The sequence below is a fragment of the Exiguobacterium sp. SH0S2 genome (assembly GCF_004337185.1).
Lineage (GTDB): Bacteria > Bacillota > Bacilli > Exiguobacteriales > Exiguobacteriaceae > Exiguobacterium > Exiguobacterium aurantiacum_A.
Window position 1 is genome coordinate 139,746 of sequence record NZ_SJVB01000005.1, and the last position, 18,156, is coordinate 157,901.

Annotated in this window: 15 protein-coding genes and 1 riboswitch; of the genes, 5 read left to right on the plus strand and 10 right to left on the minus strand. The window is 51.7% G+C overall.

Annotated elements, in window-relative coordinates; translation table 11 throughout:
- Nucleotides 1–23: 23 nt before the first annotated feature.
- Complete coding sequence (locus EVJ21_RS12980; protein ID WP_131490654.1) at nucleotides 24–2,093, minus strand: alpha-amylase family protein; 2,070 nt, start codon at nucleotides 2,091–2,093, stop codon at nucleotides 24–26.
- A 168-nt stretch (nucleotides 2,094–2,261) separates the two neighbouring features.
- Between EVJ21_RS12980 and EVJ21_RS12985 the strand changes: the two genes are divergently transcribed.
- Nucleotides 2,262–2,885, plus strand: coding sequence for a hypothetical protein (locus tag EVJ21_RS12985; RefSeq protein WP_236633751.1), 624 nt, complete (start codon nucleotides 2,262–2,264; stop codon nucleotides 2,883–2,885).
- 45 nt (nucleotides 2,886–2,930) lie between these two features.
- Here EVJ21_RS12985 and EVJ21_RS12990 read toward each other — a convergent pair whose 3' ends face one another.
- Together EVJ21_RS12990 and EVJ21_RS12995 are read right to left on the minus strand one after the other, a co-directional pair.
- Nucleotides 2,931–4,967 carry a heavy metal translocating P-type ATPase gene (locus EVJ21_RS12990; RefSeq protein WP_131465740.1) on the minus strand — a complete coding sequence of 679 codons (2,037 nt, stop codon included), beginning with the start codon at nucleotides 4,965–4,967 and terminating at the stop codon, nucleotides 2,931–2,933.
- A gap of 109 nt (nucleotides 4,968–5,076) precedes the next feature.
- Nucleotides 5,077–5,442: an ArsR/SmtB family transcription factor gene (locus tag EVJ21_RS12995; protein ID WP_070328849.1), complete on the minus strand. Its 366-nt coding sequence runs from the start codon at nucleotides 5,440–5,442 to the stop codon at nucleotides 5,077–5,079.
- A 145-nt stretch (nucleotides 5,443–5,587) separates the two neighbouring features.
- Here EVJ21_RS12995 and yhfH point away from each other — a divergent pair, with 145 nt between their 5' ends.
- The gene (yhfH, locus tag EVJ21_RS13000; RefSeq protein ID WP_016509445.1) at nucleotides 5,588–5,749 is read left to right on the plus strand and encodes a protein YhfH; all 162 of its coding nucleotides are present in this window, start codon (nucleotides 5,588–5,590) and stop codon (nucleotides 5,747–5,749) included.
- A 29-nt stretch (nucleotides 5,750–5,778) separates the two neighbouring features.
- Here the strand turns inward: yhfH and EVJ21_RS13005 are convergent, their stop codons facing one another.
- From EVJ21_RS13005 to EVJ21_RS13015, 3 genes are all read right to left on the minus strand, one after another.
- Complete coding sequence (locus tag EVJ21_RS13005; RefSeq protein WP_236633519.1) at nucleotides 5,779–6,126, minus strand: fluoride efflux transporter FluC; 348 nt, start codon at nucleotides 6,124–6,126, stop codon at nucleotides 5,779–5,781.
- A complete protein-coding gene (crcB, locus tag EVJ21_RS13010) occupies nucleotides 6,126–6,530 on the minus strand; it encodes a fluoride efflux transporter CrcB (protein WP_131441166.1) in 405 nt (134 codons plus the stop codon). The genes EVJ21_RS13005 and crcB overlap by 1 nt, the downstream gene beginning before the upstream one ends.
- A 92-nt stretch (nucleotides 6,531–6,622) precedes the next feature.
- The gene (locus EVJ21_RS13015) at nucleotides 6,623–7,825 is read right to left on the minus strand and encodes an ornithine--oxo-acid transaminase (RefSeq protein ID WP_131441167.1); all 1,203 of its coding nucleotides are present in this window, start codon (nucleotides 7,823–7,825) and stop codon (nucleotides 6,623–6,625) included.
- Between the two features lie 157 nt (nucleotides 7,826–7,982).
- Between EVJ21_RS13015 and EVJ21_RS13020 the strand changes: the two genes are divergently transcribed.
- The gene (locus EVJ21_RS13020; protein WP_131490655.1) at nucleotides 7,983–10,025 is read left to right on the plus strand and encodes an EAL domain-containing protein; all 2,043 of its coding nucleotides are present in this window, start codon (nucleotides 7,983–7,985) and stop codon (nucleotides 10,023–10,025) included.
- A 42-nt stretch (nucleotides 10,026–10,067) separates the two neighbouring features.
- Here EVJ21_RS13020 and EVJ21_RS13025 read toward each other — a convergent pair whose 3' ends face one another.
- On the minus strand, nucleotides 10,068–11,471 hold the full coding sequence (locus tag EVJ21_RS13025; RefSeq protein WP_070328844.1) for a basic amino acid/polyamine antiporter: 1,404 nt from the start codon (nucleotides 11,469–11,471) through the stop codon (nucleotides 10,068–10,070).
- A 224-nt stretch (nucleotides 11,472–11,695) separates the two neighbouring features.
- Here EVJ21_RS13025 and EVJ21_RS13030 point away from each other — a divergent pair, with 224 nt between their 5' ends.
- Complete coding sequence (locus EVJ21_RS13030) at nucleotides 11,696–13,324, plus strand: peptide ABC transporter substrate-binding protein (RefSeq protein ID WP_131465746.1); 1,629 nt, start codon at nucleotides 11,696–11,698, stop codon at nucleotides 13,322–13,324.
- A 110-nt stretch (nucleotides 13,325–13,434) separates the two neighbouring features.
- Here the strand turns inward: EVJ21_RS13030 and EVJ21_RS13035 are convergent, their stop codons facing one another.
- The 3 genes from EVJ21_RS13035 to ade form a co-directional block, all read right to left on the minus strand.
- Nucleotides 13,435–15,027, minus strand: a complete 1,593-nt coding sequence (locus EVJ21_RS13035; RefSeq protein ID WP_131465748.1) for a Na+/H+ antiporter NhaC family protein — start codon at nucleotides 15,025–15,027, stop codon at nucleotides 13,435–13,437.
- 113 nt (nucleotides 15,028–15,140) lie between these two features.
- Nucleotides 15,141–15,316: riboswitch (Lysine riboswitch) on the minus strand.
- Between the two features lie 69 nt (nucleotides 15,317–15,385).
- On the minus strand, nucleotides 15,386–15,658 hold the full coding sequence (locus EVJ21_RS13040; RefSeq protein ID WP_070328841.1) for a hypothetical protein: 273 nt from the start codon (nucleotides 15,656–15,658) through the stop codon (nucleotides 15,386–15,388).
- A gap of 117 nt (nucleotides 15,659–15,775) precedes the next feature.
- Complete coding sequence (gene ade, locus EVJ21_RS13045; RefSeq protein WP_131490656.1) at nucleotides 15,776–17,485, minus strand: adenine deaminase; 1,710 nt, start codon at nucleotides 17,483–17,485, stop codon at nucleotides 15,776–15,778.
- 119 nt (nucleotides 17,486–17,604) lie between these two features.
- On the opposite strand from ade, the gene EVJ21_RS13050 reads away from it, so the two are divergent.
- Nucleotides 17,605–18,141: a gamma carbonic anhydrase family protein gene (locus EVJ21_RS13050; protein WP_070328839.1), complete on the plus strand. Its 537-nt coding sequence runs from the start codon at nucleotides 17,605–17,607 to the stop codon at nucleotides 18,139–18,141.
- The last annotated feature ends 15 nt before the right edge of the window (nucleotides 18,142–18,156 follow it).

The following is an 18,156-nucleotide window of genomic DNA, read 5'->3' on the forward strand; positions in this document are numbered from 1 at the left end:
CACTTACGGATCCGAGGCGTTGCTTATTTCATTTCATAGATTTTGACTTCGCCTGGCATCAAATTGACCCAAAGGTCCCAGTTGTCGTCGAACGAATGCTCGGCGTACGGCCATGAGTTCGGTGAGTACACCATCTCGGCGAAACGACTCGCGTTCCAGTTCCGGCGACGCACCCCATCGAGCGGCACCTTCCCTTGCAGGTGCTCTTGCATATTCGTGTTGGCGATGATGAGCAACGTCTCGTTCGTATCTGCCCGTAACCAAGCTAGACCGATGAACGGCGCCCCCATATCCATCATCGTGAGCGGTTCAAAGTGACTCGGGTCGACGAGAACATCGAGCCAACGGCGGCGAACTTCCGCCACTTGATGCATGAGTTCAACCATTTCAGTCCGCTCGGGATGATCCCAATGGAACTGATACGCGTCGAAGAAAGCAAGTTTCCCGAAATATGGATCGGTCGGGAACAACTGATACGCCTCTTCCGGTCGGCAATCGAGACCGGTATTCATCGGCTGCGTCTCATACAGTTCAAGCCCCGAGTTCGTCAATGGCACCCCGTTCGGCATGAAGCCGTTCAGTACGGTGAGCAAGCGACTCGCCTGGCGTCCACCGTCTCGTGTCGCAATCCGGCGTGTATCGGCTGTCTCACCAGCCGCAAATACCGGCAACGGCAAGAAACGTGAGTCGTAGATGAATTGATGGGTGTCATGCGTGTCAAAACGCGGCTCTTTATAGAATCCGTATCCGATGATCATATTGTAGCCGGCGTCACGCGCCGACCAAGCCCCGACTTCGATCAGTTCTTCGGCGATGAAACTGAAGTTCGAATCGAGTTGACGCGGCTCTGTCAAGATGCGCTGGGCGAGATCGACTGGCAAAGCGTGTCCCATGTCGATTCGGGCACCGTCAATCCCATATTCGCGTTGATAATGCGGGATGATGTCGGCTAACATCACCCAAAGCGGCTCGTTGATCTCGTCACCCCGGAACTGGTTCGACTTGATCGAGTCGAACAAAATATACGGTGCCAGACTCGCCTCGCCGACATAAGGTGCAGCTGCTGTCGGGTGATCGAGGAACAGGCGGAAGTATGTGACGTCCGACCACGGCGGTTGCGGATCGTTGATACAATCCGAGAACGCCGGAGCGGTCGTCAAACCGAACTCACGCTCGATGACGGCAAGTAAGTTTTCGTCCGGATGTTCGACCAAGCAGGCTTTCACCGTCTCCCACTTGGCAGCATCGACAAGATTAGGCGCCATCGAGAAGCGGCGGAGATGGTGCCAAACGTCCTCAGATCCATAGATCATCGGCAGGAATGCATACTCAGGCTTCACGTTTTCTCCGATTCCCGGGACGTGAGGCGGGTGATAGTAATCGAGTTCCGCAACCGGAATCCAGTAGAACCATTCCGGATTTTCTAAAATGAGACGGTTATCGCGGGCGCACGTGCGAGGAATGACATCGATGACGACACGAATGCCCACCATATGACACGCCTCGACGAAAGCGGCGAACTCTTCCTCGACCGTCAACCCGTCCCCTGTCAATGTCTCTTTTAGTTCTTCGTCGATGGCAAAGAAATCTTGGACAGCGTATGGGGAACCGAACTCACCTTTCTTATTTTTATGACTGTGCTGCGAGATCGGCAATAAAAATAACGTGTCGATCCCCATGTATAACAAGTGCGGCAACAGAGCCAGCGTTTTCACGAACGTGCCGGTATCTTTCATGCCTTGAGAGTTGTCCATCTCGACGTAGCCTGACCCGTCATGGTCCCACGACGTCGAGGTCCGGACTTGCATCGAGTAGACCGAGGAGCGCTTAATCCAGTCTCCCCCTGTCTCGAGGTGCCCGTCCGCTTGTGCGACCGACTGACGATAATCACGCCCGTTGACAGCGTGCGGAAGAATGCCTCGTTCAATCGTATCGATTAAAAAGTCGTACGGGTTCACCCGTTCGACACCGTCGCGCACGGGTTCTGCCGGAAATCGCATCCGGTTCCACAAGGTCGGGATTTCATATTGAAGATTGGTCCGGTTTGTTTTTAAGACCTGATGTAACTTTTTTAACGACGAGTTCTCTGGCATATTTACTCTCCTTATGAATGAAATCATTCCATCGTCTATTGTAAGCGATAACAAGAAACGTCATATTATATATTTAACTCTTTACCCGGTTTTTCCTTTCCCAAAAAAATATTTTATGCTGAAACCCGAAAAATATTGTACGATTGTCTTCATAAAGGAGGGATGAACATGTCCCAACGAAAGTGGCTGCTGCTGCTCGCCTCATTGTCCGTATTAATCGTCCTCGTCATCGCCAGTTTCATCGTTCAACTGCGAAATACGACTGACCAGATCGATACCATTCACGAGCAACGGTTCGATTCATATGAAGCAATTGAAGAAATCATGTACTACAATATCGAACGCGCCAACGCTATCCGCGGTCTCCTCGCCTATGAAGACCGCCGCTTTTTAGAAGCCTATTACAGCATGTCCCAACGTACGAAAGAGTTGAAGGAATCTATCAAGAATGATCCGAGAACGCCAAGTTCATTCCTCGACTTACTGCATCGGGACGGCATTTGGGAACAAGAAGCCGACCGCGTCCTCGTCATGTACGAGAGCGGTGACATCGAACAGGCGACGGTGACGGCCAAGTCGATGACCGATCAACGGCAGACGATACTAGAAGATTTAAGAGCTTTGAAACAGATGCAATACAACGATATCCGGAAAGAGCTCGTATCCACTCAAAATCAAATCGATATCGTCATTCAAGCACTGTACTCAATCGTTTTCTTACTCGTAGCGGTCCTCATCATCCTCATGTTCATGATTTTCAAAACACGTCAAAAAAAGACCGATCACAACTGATCGGTCTCAAGTATTCACCAAACTTCAAGCTCGCTTGAAGTTTTTTTAGTTGGAACGGATCAAGCGAGTCGCGTTGCCGATCGCGAGCAACGCGACGCCGACGTCTGCGAACACAGCTTCCCACATCGATGCGAGTCCGAGCACGCCGAGCAGGAGGAACAGCGCCTTCATCCCGAATGCGAGGATAATATTTTGCCACACGATCCGCTTCGTCCGCTGACTTAGCTCAATCGCCGCAACGACATCGCTCGGTGCGTCATTCATGAGCACGAGGTCTGCCGCCGTCACTGCGGCATCGCTCCCGATTCCACCCATGACGAGTCCGACGTCCGCACGGGCCAGCGCTGCCGCATCGTTCAAACCGTCACCTACGAACGCGACTTTCCCTCGTGCGGCCAACTTCTCCACTTCCTCGACTTTCTGATGGGGAAGTAACTCACTTTTCACTTCATCGATTCCGATTTTCAAACCGACCGACGTCGCAACTTCATCCCGGTCCCCTGTCAACATGACCGTCCGATAGCCGAGACGTTTTAGCGCGGCAATGGCTGCTGCGGCATCCTCTTTCACCGTATCCATCAGTTCAATCCGCCCGAGCCAGCGGTCATTTCTCATGACGTGGACGCTTGTGCCCATTTGTTCATCTTGAATCGAATGTCCTAACTTCCTCATGAAACGAGCACTTCCGACATAGATTGTATCCGTGCTATCTGTCGCTGTCAGACCGTAGCCCGGGTCTTCGGTAATATTCGCAAACGCGGTCGTCTTGCTCGCCTTCGCGACGATTGCTTTTGCCAACGGATGCGTCGATGCCATCTCAACACGGGCAGCGAGCGTTAACAACTCCGCTTCTGTCACGTCTCCGTTCGTCGTCACGTCCGTCACTTCAAAGCGACCGGTCGTGAGCGTTCCCGTCTTGTCAAAGATGACCGTCTTCACTTCGGCGAGCACGTCTAAATACTCGCCGCCTTTGACCAAAATCCCTCGTTTAGAACCAGCCCCGATCCCGCCGAAATAACCTAACGGAATTGAAATGACGAGTGCGCACGGGCAACTGATGACGAGGAAAATTAAGGCACGATACACCCACTCCTCTAAATTCCCAACGAAAAGAGGTGGGATGAACGCAACGATTGCTGCTAAAACGACGACAATCGGCGTATACACTCTGGCTAAGCGTGTGATCATCTGCTCTGTCTTCGCTTTGTTCGAGCTTGCCTGTTCGACAAGCGCAATCATCTTTTGCAAGCTCGACTCCGTCGCAGATCGTATGACGCGCACTTCAAGTCGCCCTTCTAAATTGACCATTCCGGCGAGCACTTCATCGTGCGGTCCGACTTGACGGGGAACCGATTCGCCCGTCAATGATGCCGTATCGAGTGAACTCGAGCCGATCACGACGCTCCCGTCCATCGGAACTTGTTCTCCGGCACGGACGATGATGACCGAGCCGATTGCCACATCTTCAGGACGCCGTTCGAACTCACCGTCCGGACCGAGCACACGTGCCATCGTCGGTTTCATATTCAATAATGACTGGATCGACCGACGCGACGCGTGGACGGCTCGTCCTTGGAAGTATTCGCCGAGTTGATAAAATAGCATGACGGCGACCGCTTCCGGATATTCTCGAATTGCGAACGCTCCAATCGTCGCAATCGTCATTAAAAACTTCTCATCGAACCATTCGCGATGCCATACGTTTCGTGCTGCCGCATAGACGACATCATAGCCGGCGACCGCATAAGCAACAACGTATAACGGCAGTGATTCAGTCAAGAGAGCGAGCACAAGCAGGCTGAGGGCGATACCAAAGCGCCACAACAGGTGGTTCGATGCTTGCTCGATTTGATCAGTTTTCACGAAATGCGCGCCCGGTTCAATCCGCCCCATCGTCTCTTCAATTGAACGGAGCGCTGTTTCACGCTCGGACGGATCAATCCATTCGATGATCATCCGGCTCGTCGCAAAGTCGATTTGACAGGATGCGACACCGGTCTGCTCCGAGACGCTTTTCTCGATCTTCGCCGCACAATTTGTACAAGTTATACCTTCGACTGGTAAGACGTCACGTGATTCCATCGCTCTTCCTCCCACTTCATTCAAACGTTTATTTGAATATATCGTAACGCTGATTGGAAGAGAATACAATATAAAAAAGTGTCTACTGTGTTGTCGCAGTAGACACTTCTCAAAGACCTGATTGCTGTTCGGCACTGTGCGCCATCGCGATTTCGACGAGAAGACGAACGTGCTCATCATCTAATGAGTAATAAACAACTTTCCCATCTTTACGATATTTTACGAGCCCTTGATCGAGGAGCGTCCGTAAATGATGAGACGCGGTCGCGTTCGAGTGTCCGATCACGGCGGCGACGTCACAGACACATAATTCTTGCTCGAGCGTCAGGACGTACAGCACTTTCAGTCTCGTCGGATCAGCGAACGCCTTAAACAACCGACTGACTCGGTTAGCATCCAATCGCACAAGTGCCTGTTGCAATACAGCCACATCTTCACTTTGGATGGCGATTGTTTCGCATTGTGGTGCCTTCATCCGTGTCACCTCATTTCGTATAATTTCATTTTAGCAAATCCAAACAGAAAAATCTGTTATAGATTATAATTGACTTAAACACAACTGTTATAATACAATGAATACAACTTAACAAACGCACGCATACTTAAAGGAGGCGCTTTATATGAATGAATGGGCAAGCCGACTCGAATCGTCAGTCGAATTTTATCGGAAATTACCAGATAAGACGTGTCAAGAATGCGGACAACATATGGATGAGCAGTGTGAGTCTTATGAAAACACATGCGCATCATGTGCTGAAAAGCTTCAACTCGCTGAACAATAAACAATCCCTCGGAGTTTCCGAGGGATTGTTTATTGTCCAAATTGGTAGCCGAGGTAGGCGGCAATTAAACCGAAGACATACGTCGCCAGTAAGTATAAACCAAAGCGAACCCAATCTTTCGTCACGAACCGCATCACTTCAAGTTTGAACGTCGAGAACGTCGTGAACGAACCGAGGAAGCCGACGCCGATTCCGAATCCCACCACCGAAGGTACAGGGGCCGCATACAAATATCCGAGCCAAAACGATCCGGTCACGTTCACGAACAAAGTCGCCCAAGGAAAGACCGATGTCGTCCATACTTTAACGAGCTGACCAATCCCGAAGCGGGCCATCGCCCCGAAAAAGGCACCGATCATCACTGTCAAAACAGTCATCACGCCTCCCCCTCTCGCTTCACAAAACGCCGGAATCGTCTTCTTCCTAGTTTATAGCCTAACCACGAGCTGAACAGACCGAGGACGATGCTCAGTGTCACATAGGTGAGCGCTCCGACCAGGTTCCCTGACTCGATCATCACAATCGTCTCGACACTGAACGTCGAGAACGTCGTGAACGAACCGATAAACCCTGTACCGACCGCCGTAATGACCATCGGTGAAAACTTTCCGGTCTGAAACAAGTAATGGGTGAGCCAACCGAGTAGAAAACTGCCGATCAAGTTGACGGTGAGCGTCCCTAGCGGAAATGTACCTGTCCACAACGTATGCATCCCTATACCGACCCCATACCTTGCTAGCGCTCCAAGCGCTCCTGCTAAACCAACGTAAACGTAGAGCACGACCGTTCCTCCTTACGAAAAGACACCTGCCGCGAAAACATCGCCCGGCAGGTGTCTGCATTTCTTCTCAAATTATAACAAGCCCTCCCGCATTATGAAATAGGAGTCGGTGCGAATACAGCCTCGATTGCCGTGAACGCCTCATCGAGTTCTTCTTTCGTAATGACAAGCGGTGGCGCGAGTCGAATGACCGTCTCGTGCGTCTCCTTGCAGAGCAAGCCCCGCTCTTTAAGCGCCTCACAATAAGGACGAGCCGCTTCCGTCAACTCGATCCCGATGAATAGGCCGCGGCCCCGGACTTCTTTAATGCGTGGGTTGTCGATTGACTTTAAACGGTCCATAAAGTACGTCCCGAGTTCGAGCGAACGCTCCGGAAGCTGTTCTTCTTCAAGCACCTCGAGCGCAGCGATTGATACCGCCGCCGCGAGCGGGTTCCCCCCGAACGTCGACCCGTGCGATCCTGGATTGAACACTTGGAGGACGCTTTCGTTAGCAGCCACGCACGATACCGGGAAGACACCGCCACCGAGTGCTTTTCCGAGGATATACATATCGGGATCGACGCCTTCCCATTCGATTGCGAACCATTTTCCAGAGCGGCCAAGACCTGACTGAATCTCATCTGCGATGAACAACACGTTGTTCGCCTTACACAATTCAGCCGCCCGCTTCAAGTAACCCGCCGGCGGGATGATGATACCCGCTTCCCCTTGAATCGGTTCAACGATGAACGCCGCCGTGTTCTCCGTGATCGCCGCCTCGAACGCGTCGATGTCTCCGTACGGCACGACTTTGAAGCCTGGGAGGAGCGGTCCGAAACCGCGCTGATAGTCCGCTTCTGTCGACATCGACACAGCCGCCATCGTCCGTCCATGGAAGTTGCCGGTGCAGACGATAATCTCGGCTTGCCCCGGAATTTGTTTGACCTCATAGGCCCAGCGTCGTGATGCCTTGACCGCGGTCTCGACCGCTTCGGCACCGGTGTTCATCGGTAACACCATTTCTTTATTTGTAAGCGCTGCCACTTTTTTGTAGAAGCGACCGAGCTGATCGTTGTAGAAAGCACGTGACGTCAACGTGATCTTGTCGGCCTGATCTTTTAACGCTTGAATGATTTTCGGATGACAATGCCCCTGGTTGACAGCCGAATACGCACTCAACATATCCATGTAACGATTTCCTTCCGGATCCGTCACCCAAATCCCCTTCGCCTCCGAGATGACGATTGGAAGCGGATGATAATTGTGCGCCCCGAATTTCTCTGTCAATTCAATCACTTCTTGTGTTTTTGACATTTGATTTCCCCCTTATGAAAAGAACTACCTTACACCTTCAGTATATGATGACCGTCTTTCTTTTGACAACGACGAACTTGCCCGTTCCTTGGGTTGGGAAAATAAGGTACACTGAACGTATAGTATGACTTATTTGATGTAGATTGGAGGAATTTGTGTGACTTCATTGCGTGATTTGCCGATTGATACGTTCATCGATGCCCTATCGATCCCATGCTGTTACATCGATTTTGACGGCACCGTCCTTCTTTGGAACGAACAAGCGGAGACGCTGTTCGGTTGGGAGCGTGACGAGGTACTTCACCACGCATTACCCGTCGTCCAACATTTAGAGCAGGCGCTTGAAACGTGGTCACCATTGCTCCTTCAATATCCATTCTCGACGACGGCGTTGACGGCGTTTAAACATAAAAACGGCTCGGTCGTCTATGCGACCGCTTACTTACAAACTTTTTCGATCAACGACGTCAACGGCTATTTTTTAGCCTTCCTACCGAAAGGCTTCGGTCCGCTCATCAGCACCGAGCAGTTCAACCTGCTCCACCACTTCCAAGCGATGATCGAGCATTCGACTTATTATTTGGCAGCCAACGCTCGTGGCGAGATCACCGAGATCAACCCGCTGTTGTGCGACTTGATCGGGGCACCTGACCAACAATTCATCGGTCGTAACTGGTTCGAGCTCATTCACCCATCCTTTGAAGATGATCCGATTGCGGGCGTGGTACGTCAAGCGCTCACGACCGATCAAATTTGGAACGGCGAGATGCCGGTTCGATCGCAACGACATGTGACGAACATCTGCTGGCTCAACTTGACGATTGTACCGATTTTAAGTGAAGACGGCGAAATCGCCCAGTACACGGCGTTTGGTTTCGACGTGTCTGATAAAAAACGTCTCGAACAAGAAGTGAACTACCTCGCCTATCACAACGATTTGACCGGGCTGTTAAATAAAAAAGGGCTCTTGCGCCAATATGCGCACTCACTTACTGACGTGAAAGAACATAACGGGTTATTGCACGTCGCCCTCTTCGATATCGATCGGTTCAAAATTATCAACGAGTCGTTCGGTTCACGCGTCGGCAATGAACTGTTGCTCCAAATTAAAGACCGGGCTGAACGCTTCCTGCCCCAGTCGAGTGTCATGTTCCATCCTTCGGGCGGCTTGTACGGTATTCTTTTCTTTGAACAATCAAAAGAAGAAGTGTTCCAGCTGCTTCGTCAACTGCAACACGAACTGCAACGACCGTTCCGGATTTACCACCATTCGATCATGTTATCGATCTCGATCGGTTGCGTGTTCTACCCGTCGGCCACTAATTCGTTGGACGAGCTGTACACCCGGGCCGAGAGCGCTTTGTTCAAAGGCAAGCGCATCGGTGTCGGGACGATCCAATTCGTCACGAAAGACATGGACGATGCGTTCTCAAGACAAATCCATATCGAAAAAGCGCTGTACCAAGCGCTCGAAGAAAAACATTTTTATCTCGAATACCAACCGAAGTTCGACTTGAAAACGGATAAGCTGATTGGATTTGAGGCGTTACTGCGCTGGCATCACGACCAACTCGGGCAAATCCCGCCTTCGGAGTTCATCCCGCTCGCTGAAGAGATGGCGCTGATCGTCCCGATCAACAACTGGGTCATTCTTGAGGCCACCAAGCAACTGAAGGCGTGGCAACCGCTCGTCAATCATCCTCTATCGATGGCGGTCAATATTTCGCCGAACCAGTTCCGCAGCGAGAGTTTCATCAACACGCTCCGAAACATCAAGCAACAACTCGATTTGAACCCGTCCGACGTCATTCTCGAGATCACAGAAAGTCTCGTCATGCAACAGACGGAGGAAACCATCGCTCGGATGAATCAAATCAAACGGCTCGATTACCGCCTGTCGATCGACGACTTTGGAACCGGCTTCTCGTCGCTTCAATACTTGAAATCGTTCCCGGTCGACGAGCTGAAGATCGACAAAGTGTTTCTCGACGACTGGTTGACGTCGAAGTCTCACTTGCTCGACGTCATCGTCCACCTCGGCAAGAGTTTGAACCTTCACGTCGTCGCCGAAGGCGTCGAAGACCAAATCATGCTCGACCATTTAAAAGAGACCGATTGCGACTCGTTCCAAGGATTTTTATATGCCAAACCAATGCCACCCGACCAAGTCGTCCGGTTGCTCACGAATAACGAGACATAAAGAAGCACCGGTCGTCATCTCGACGACCGGTGCTTCTTATGATTAGAGGCTAATCGCAGCCGTCCATAGTCCGTACACACCATAAGTCGCCGCGAGGATGATGACAGTCGCAATCGCATACTGGATCCCGCTTAGGAACTTCCGTCCTTGCTCCCGTTCTGCGAGCATGAAAACGAAGATTCCCGGCGCATACAAAATCATTGCGATGAGCATGTATTCAATACCGGATGCGTAGAGTAACCATGCCGCGTAGAGCGAGGCGACACTCGAAACGAGGACCATTTTCCGAACACCAGTCCGCCGTGCCTCTTTCCAGCCGAACAAGGCCGAGAATAAGTAAGGCACGAGCGCGGCGATACCGGCGATGCTCGAGAGCACCAAGTACGTCTGTTCCGAGAACAAGGCGATGACCGTGACTGCTTGCGTGAACGCTTGCGTGATGAACAAGGCGCTCACCGGCGTATCATTTCGATTGAGTCGATTGAACAATTTCGGGAACACACCGTCCCGGCTCGCCACGTAGGAGATCTCCGTCGCCAATATCGTCCACCCGAGCAACGCCCCAGCGAGCGACACGAGCAGACCGATATTGATGATCGTCGCACCGACCGGACCGACGACCGCTTCGAGCACGTACGCCATCGACGGTTCCGGGAGCGCCGTGAGTTGTTCTTGCGTCATGACGCCAAAGGAGAAGATTGAAATCATCATGTAAATCAACAGCGTCCCGATGAGGCCGATCACCGTCGCCCGCCCGACATCGCGCTTATTGCGCGCCCGCGACGATAAGACGACCGCGCCTTCAATGCCGACAAACGCCCAAAGCGTCACGAGCATCGTCGATTTTACTTGGGGAAACACGTGCGACCAACTGAAACCAGACTCTCCCCAAACATCGATTTGGAACGTCTCAATCTGGAACGCAAACAAAATGAGCACGATGAACAAGAAGATCGGGACGAGCTTCGCAATCGTCGTGACGATGTTCAAGAGCGCCGCCTCCTTCATCCCTCGGGAGATGAGCCAGAACAGCCCCCAAATGAAGAACGCGCTCATCACTAACCGGAACGATCGATGCTCTGCTGAAAAAATCGGGAAAAAGTAACTGAGCGTGCTAAAGATCAGCGTGATGTTCGCTACCGTCCCGATCCAAGCGGACATCCAATAACCCCAGCCGCTATTGAAGCCGACGAACTTCCCAAACCCTTCTTTAGCGTAGGCATAAATCCCACCCTCAAGTTCAGGACGTGAATCCGCCAAAAATTGGAATACGAACGCCAGCATAATCATACCGACCCCTGTGATCGTCCAACCGATCATCACTGACCCGACCCCGGCACCTTGGGCCATCGCTCCTGGCAAGTTAAAAGCTCCTCCGCCAATCATCGTCCCGACGACCATGGCAGCAAGCCCGAAAAAGCCGATTCCGGCTGATTGTGACTTCATTCAAAACCCTCCAACATTAGTTCACTTTTATCGAATAACTATACACACATAATGTATAAACATTCGACGATTTTCTCATTCTACTGAATAAAGGAACGTTTAGATAGGTATTTCAGTAATGTTTGTATTTTCGAATAATTTAAAAAATTTTATTGCGCATTCATTCTGTTTGTAGTTTAATTGCAATATATTCGAAACAATCAGAATTTTCGGGAGGTAAGACAATGCGGAATAAAAAATGGTTAGCTTTATCGGGTGTCGCTTTGCTTGCTACAGCAGCGTGTGGCGGTGGAGAAGAGGCAACAGATTCGACGGACGGATCGTCATCAAGTGACGCGAAAAAAGAAGTCACGCTCGTTTCGGCAACTGATTTGCCACAGCTTGACCCGACACTCACGACCGACTCGACATCGATCATCGTGACGAACAACGTCTTCGAGGGACTGTATCGTCTTGATGAAAACAACCAACCAGTACCAGGTATTGCTGAGGACGTCGAGATTTCGGAAGACGGTCTTACATACACATTTAAATTACGTGACGCCAACTGGTCAGACGGCTCACCAGTAACGGCTGAAGACTTCGTTTACTCGTGGAAACGTGCCCTCAACCCTGAAACGGGTGCCGAGTACGCATACATCCTTCAAGACTTGAAGAATGCCAACAAAATCCTCGGCGGCGAAGCTGAACTCGATTCACTCGGTGCGAAAGCAGTCGATGAGAAGACGCTTGAAGTTCAATTGGAAGCACCGGCTCCATACTTCCTCGGGTTGACAGGATTCCCGACGTACATGCCGCAAAAACAAGAGTTCGTCGAAGAACAAGGCGAGTCGTTCGCGACAGCCGTCGATAAAACGCTCTACAACGGCCCTTACGTACTTGATAGCTGGCAAGACAACGAAGGTTGGGTTTATAAAAAGAATCCAGACTACTGGGATGCTGAAAACGTCAAGATGGACACGATTAACGTCAAAGTCGTCAAAGAAGTCGCGACCGGTGTCAACTTGTTCGAGTCAGGTGAAGTCGACTATACGCTCTTGTCTTCTGAATTCGTTCCACAATTCCAAGAAGCAGAAGAGTTTAAAACACGTGCTGACGCACGGATCAACTTCCTTCGTTTCAACCAAAAGAATGAAGCACTCCAAAACGTGAATATTCGTGAAGCGTTGGCGAAAGGTTTCGACAAGCAAGGCGTAACCGACGTCATCTTGACAGACGGTTCACAGCCGGCCAACTTCATCGTCGCTAAAGACTTCACGTTCACGGAAGACGGAGCTGACTTCCGCGAGAAGTATCCTGATCTTCAAAGCTACAACGTCGACGAAGCGAAAGCTGCCTGGGATAAAGGACTTGCCGAGCTCGGCGTCGAGACGATCGAACTCGAATTCCTCTCACGTGATGAAGAAGCGTTCAAGAAAGTCAACGAGTACATCAAAGGTGAACTCGAGAAGAACTTGCCTGGACTCACGCTTAACATCAAACAACAGCCGTTCAAAAACTTCCTCGAGCTTGAAGGTGCAGGCGACTATGATATCTCTGCTGCCGGCTGGGGCCCTGACTATCAGGATCCAATGACGTACCTCGACATGTGGATCACAGACGGTCCGTTCAACCGGATGGCGTACTCGAACGATGAGTACGATCAGTTAATCCAAAGCGCGAAGAAAGAAGCTGATCAAATGAAGCGTTGGGAGACGATGCAAGAAGCTGAACGCATCTTGCTCGAAGACGACTTCGCGATCGCACCGATCTACCAAAAAGGTGAAGCTTACCTCGAGCGCTCAAACATTCAAAACATGTACCGCCATCCGTTCGGAGCTGACGCTAGCTTCAAGTGGTTGGACGTTAACTAAAAAACAAATCCTGTCGCATAGCGGCAGGATTTGTTTTTACATTCCATACAAAAAAGATGTGTGTCACGCGATTCGTGACACACATCTTTTCGGATTGTTAGACGAGCTGTTTACGCTTCACGCTCAGCACGCATCTCTGCCGGCACTTGGCCGCGCTTCGAGATGATTTGAGCAATCACGAGAGCGACGACGAACGTCGCGAACGCCGCGAAGAATCCAATCCACATCGAGCTTGTGATTCCGAGCACCAAGTAACCGACCGCCGACACTCCTGCCGCGATTAACGCGTACGGGAGTTGTGTCAACACGTGGTCGATGTGGTGCGACCCGGCACCCGTCGAACTGAGGATCGTCGTATCCGAGATCGGTGAACAGTGGTCACCGAACACGGCACCTGCGAGCACAGCGGCAAGTGTCGGGAGCAACAGCTCTGGGTCGACCGCCATGATCAAATCAGCACCAATTGGTAGCATGAGACCGAACGTCCCCCAGCTCGTACCTGTTGAGAACGCCATGAGACCGGCGATCGCGAACAAGATGAGCGGCAAGTATGACGCCGCGATCGTATCTGTGACGAAGCTTGCCAAGTAATCACCAGTTCTCATATCCCCGATGACGGCAATGATCGTCCAAGCGAACAGCAAGATGAGTACGGCTGGCCACATGGCCCGGATACCGGCCCACGCTGCATGACCGTAGTCTACAGCTGGAATGTTGCGACCGATGAGAAGCAAGAACGCCACGATCAAACTGATGACCGCGCCGGCAACGAGTGAACGCGTCACGTCCGTCGATTCGAACGCTCCGAGCAGCGAGAAGCTTTGACCGTCAGCAGCAAGCGCTTGGCCACCTGTGTAAAGCATGGCCGAGACGGTCGCGATGATCAAGACGATGATCGGGACGATCAAGTCGCGGACTTTCCCACCATCATGCTCTTTAATGTCTTCACTCATTCCCATCGGTGCACCTTTCGACACATCGTAGAGCTCGCCTTTAAGCGCACGTAGCTCGTGCGTCCGCATCGGTCCGATGGCAAGCCCTGTGAAAGCGACGTACCCCGTCAACATGAGTGCGAAGATGGCATAGAAGTTCATCGGGATGATTTGAATGAACGCCGAGAACGACGAGTAGCTGTCGATTGAGTACTTCGTTAAAATACCAGCGATGATGGCGATGATGTAGGCACCCCAGCTCGAAAGTGGGCTGATGACACAGACTGGAGCCGCCGTCGAGTCGATCGTATACGCGAGTTTAGCGCGCGATACTTTCTTGCGATCCGTCAGCGGTCGGCTAATGTTCCCGACAGCGAGACTGTTGAAATAGTCGTCGATGAAAATCAAGATTCCAAGACCGAACGAGACGAGGCGCGCGCCGCGCGCCGTTTTGACGTTAGAAGCCGCCCATTCACCGAACGCGCGAGCGCCGCCCGATGTTTGGATGATCGACGATAAAATACCAAGCAAGAGCAAGAACGCGATCAAGAGCACGTTCCATTCGTTTATGGCACCATCTGCCCAGAACAAGGCGATGACGTTCGACCATAAGTACTGAATCGATTCAAGCGGATTGAAGCTATGAAGGAGCAAGACCCCTGCGATGATCCCGACACCGAGTGACGGAATGACTTTCCTAGTTGTGATCGCCATAATGATGGCGAGTAGTGCCGGTACTAACGAAAGTACCGATGTTGAATAATCTACCATGCTGATTTCCTCCTCTTCTGTTTGAGATGAGGCCCCCCAATGCTTAAAAAAACGCAAAGCGAGGGCATCGGCAACAAAGCCGACACCCTCGCTGGATGTTCCGTCTTTCTTAGCCGACTTGGAGCGCTCCATACGTAATATATGTATGGCAGTCTGACGGGTGTTTCCCGTCAGCCCAGCATAAAGTCAGAGACATGACTTTACACTTCGGCGATTCTGCCTTTCTGTAGTCTTCACCGTTGTCATCCTCGGACTACTTACTCATCAGCATCGCACCTCTACCTCATCGATAGCACGAATATTCATTTAAAGTTACGTCTAAATTATCATAGGTTACAGTAACATATCAATAGTTTTTTTAGTCACGGACGATTTGTTTTAATACAGCGAGCGCGGCTTGGTCGTTTGACTCAACGGCTTTAAAGAAATCACTAAAGAAATGATAAAGCACGAACCGTTCGGCATGCGATGACGTATGATCTTTGATCGTCAATAAAATCAAACGGCGCAACCGTCGCTTCGTCTGCGTCTCGCTAGGCAATTCTTCACATCGGTCCTTGAAGGCACGATACACAGAATTGATCAAATCCTCATGTTCATCATACGACCGGTTGTAAGCAACTTGTTCCATCTGTTATATCCCCCCTTTCAATTTGTACCGATGAAACTTGTTGTAACTATATCAACTTAAGCGCACGCATTCAATCGTTTCGGGTTGATCTTTACGAAAATCATACGTTAGACCGAGTCAATTTTCGACAAATGAGAACGTCGTCACATCAAACAGTCCCATGTCCGTCAACTTCAAGTCGGGAATGACGGGAAGTGCCAGGAACGACATCGTCAAATACGGGTTGAAGTGACGGTGAGCCCCGACGACGTCAAGTGCGTCGTTCAGCTGTTCGAGCACGTCTGCGACTTCATGATACGGACGCCTCGTCATGAGCCCCCCAATCTCGAGCGGCAAGACGGCAAGCACTTCCCCTTCCGAGACGGCGACGACACCGCCACCGATCTTCTCGAGCGTCTCTGCAGCCAGTAACATGTCTTCCGGGCTGACACCGGCGATGACAAGGTTATGGCTGTCGTGGGCGACAGTCGCTGCGAGCGCACCACGTTTCAGTCCAAAGCCCGTCACCGGTGCGAGCGCCATATGGCCCGTCCCGTGATGCCGCTCGATGACGGCGAGCGTCACGATGTCCTCGTTAAGATCAGCGCCCGATTCATCCGGATTGAACACGTGGCGGACCCGCTTCGTCAACAGGCTGTTCGGCAACACTTGAATGACGTCGACCGCTTCTTCCTTGATCGGCAAGCGGAACGAGTCAGTTGTCAGGTCCGGGAGTTTGAGCTCACCTTTCATCGGCTTCGGCACTTCAATCCCTTCGGCCTCGAACGTGGCTTTCCCCGCTCGAGCGACTACTTCACCATCGACGTAGACGGTTTCGATGTTAACCGATTCGACGTCTGACAAGATAACAAAGTTCGCTTTCTTGCCCGGCGCGATCGCACCGACGTCTTTCAAGCCGTATGCTTCGGCCGCATGAAGGCTGGCGATGGCGTATGCTGTCTCCGGCTTGACGCCCTGACGGATTGCCATGCGGATGTTATAGTCGATACCACCTTCTGCCACGAGATCATCGAGGTGCTTGTCGTCCGTACAGAACAAGAAGCGGTGGGCGTTACTTTCGGTGATGGCCCGACTCACTTTTTCGACGTTTCGCGCGACCGAACCTTCGCGAATCTGGACGTAAAAGCCACGACGGACCCGCTCGATCGCCTCTTCTGCCGTCGTACATTCGTGGTCGGTCATGATGCCGGCTGTCCGGTACACGTTCAACTGATCAGGATTGAGGCCTGACGCGTGACCATCGACGACTTTTCCCGCGAGTTCCGTTTGTGCGATTTTTTGGAGCATGTCCTCGCTTCCGGCTTCGACCGATGGATAATCCATCACTTCCCCGAGACCGTGCACCCCTGGGTCTCCTAAAAATGGCGCAAGGTCTTCGGCGTACAGTTTGGCGCCCGCGTGTTCGAACGGCGTCGCCGGGACGCAGCTCGGGAGCATCATCCGGACGTCGAGCGGCAACCCGTTCGCATCGGCAAGCATATACTCGATCCCGAGCGCACCGTTGACGTTCGCGATCTCATGTGGGTCGGCGATGACCGTCGTCACACCGAGCGGCAGGACTGCTTTCGCAAACTCATGCGGAGGTACCATCGACGACTCGATGTGAACGTGTGAGTCGATGAATGACGGAGCGAGCGTCCAAGACGGGTCATGATATTCCGTCTCCCCTTCGTAACCTTCCCCGATGGCGACGATATAGCCCGAGTCGATGGCGACATCGGTGCGAATCGTCTCGCGGCTATAGACGTCGATGACCGCTACGTCCTTAAAGACGACCGCCGCTTTCTTTTTCTTGGCGGCAATGTCGATCAAATATTGTTTTTCCATCTGTCTGTCTCCTTTTGCAACGTATTTTACCTATCTTATCAAGAATAATCTTTCGGGCGCAATTTCTTTTTGTAGTTGTGCGACAATGAACGCATATCTAATTGAAAGGGGTTACACATATGCAATACAAATTAGGAGACCTGATCCCACAAGTCGACGAGACGGTATTCGTCGCGCCTGGCGCCCACGTCATCGGTGACGTCACGATCGGAGCCCATTCCGGCGTCTGGTTCAACACCGTCATCCGTGGAGACGAGGGTCCGATCCAGATCGGCGCTTACGTCAATATTCAAGACGGGTCGATGATCCATCAATACGAAGGATCACCGACAATCATCCATGACCGTGTCTCGATTGGTCACATGGCGATGATTCACGGGTGTGAGATCGAGGAAGGCTGTCTCATCGGGATGCATGCGACCGTGCTTGACGGTGCGAAAGTCGGGAAAGGCTCGTTCGTTGCCGCCGGCGCCCTCGTCACACCGAATATGCAAATTCCGGAAGGTGTCATGGTCATGGGCGTACCGGCCAAAGTCGTCCGTCCGCTCAATGACGAAGACCGCTTCATCATGGAACGGACCGTCAACAAGTATGCGAAGCGGGCCGAGCAGTATTTGAACACGTGTGAACCGTTAACACCGACACAAAGTTTGTGAAAGCGTTTACAAGAT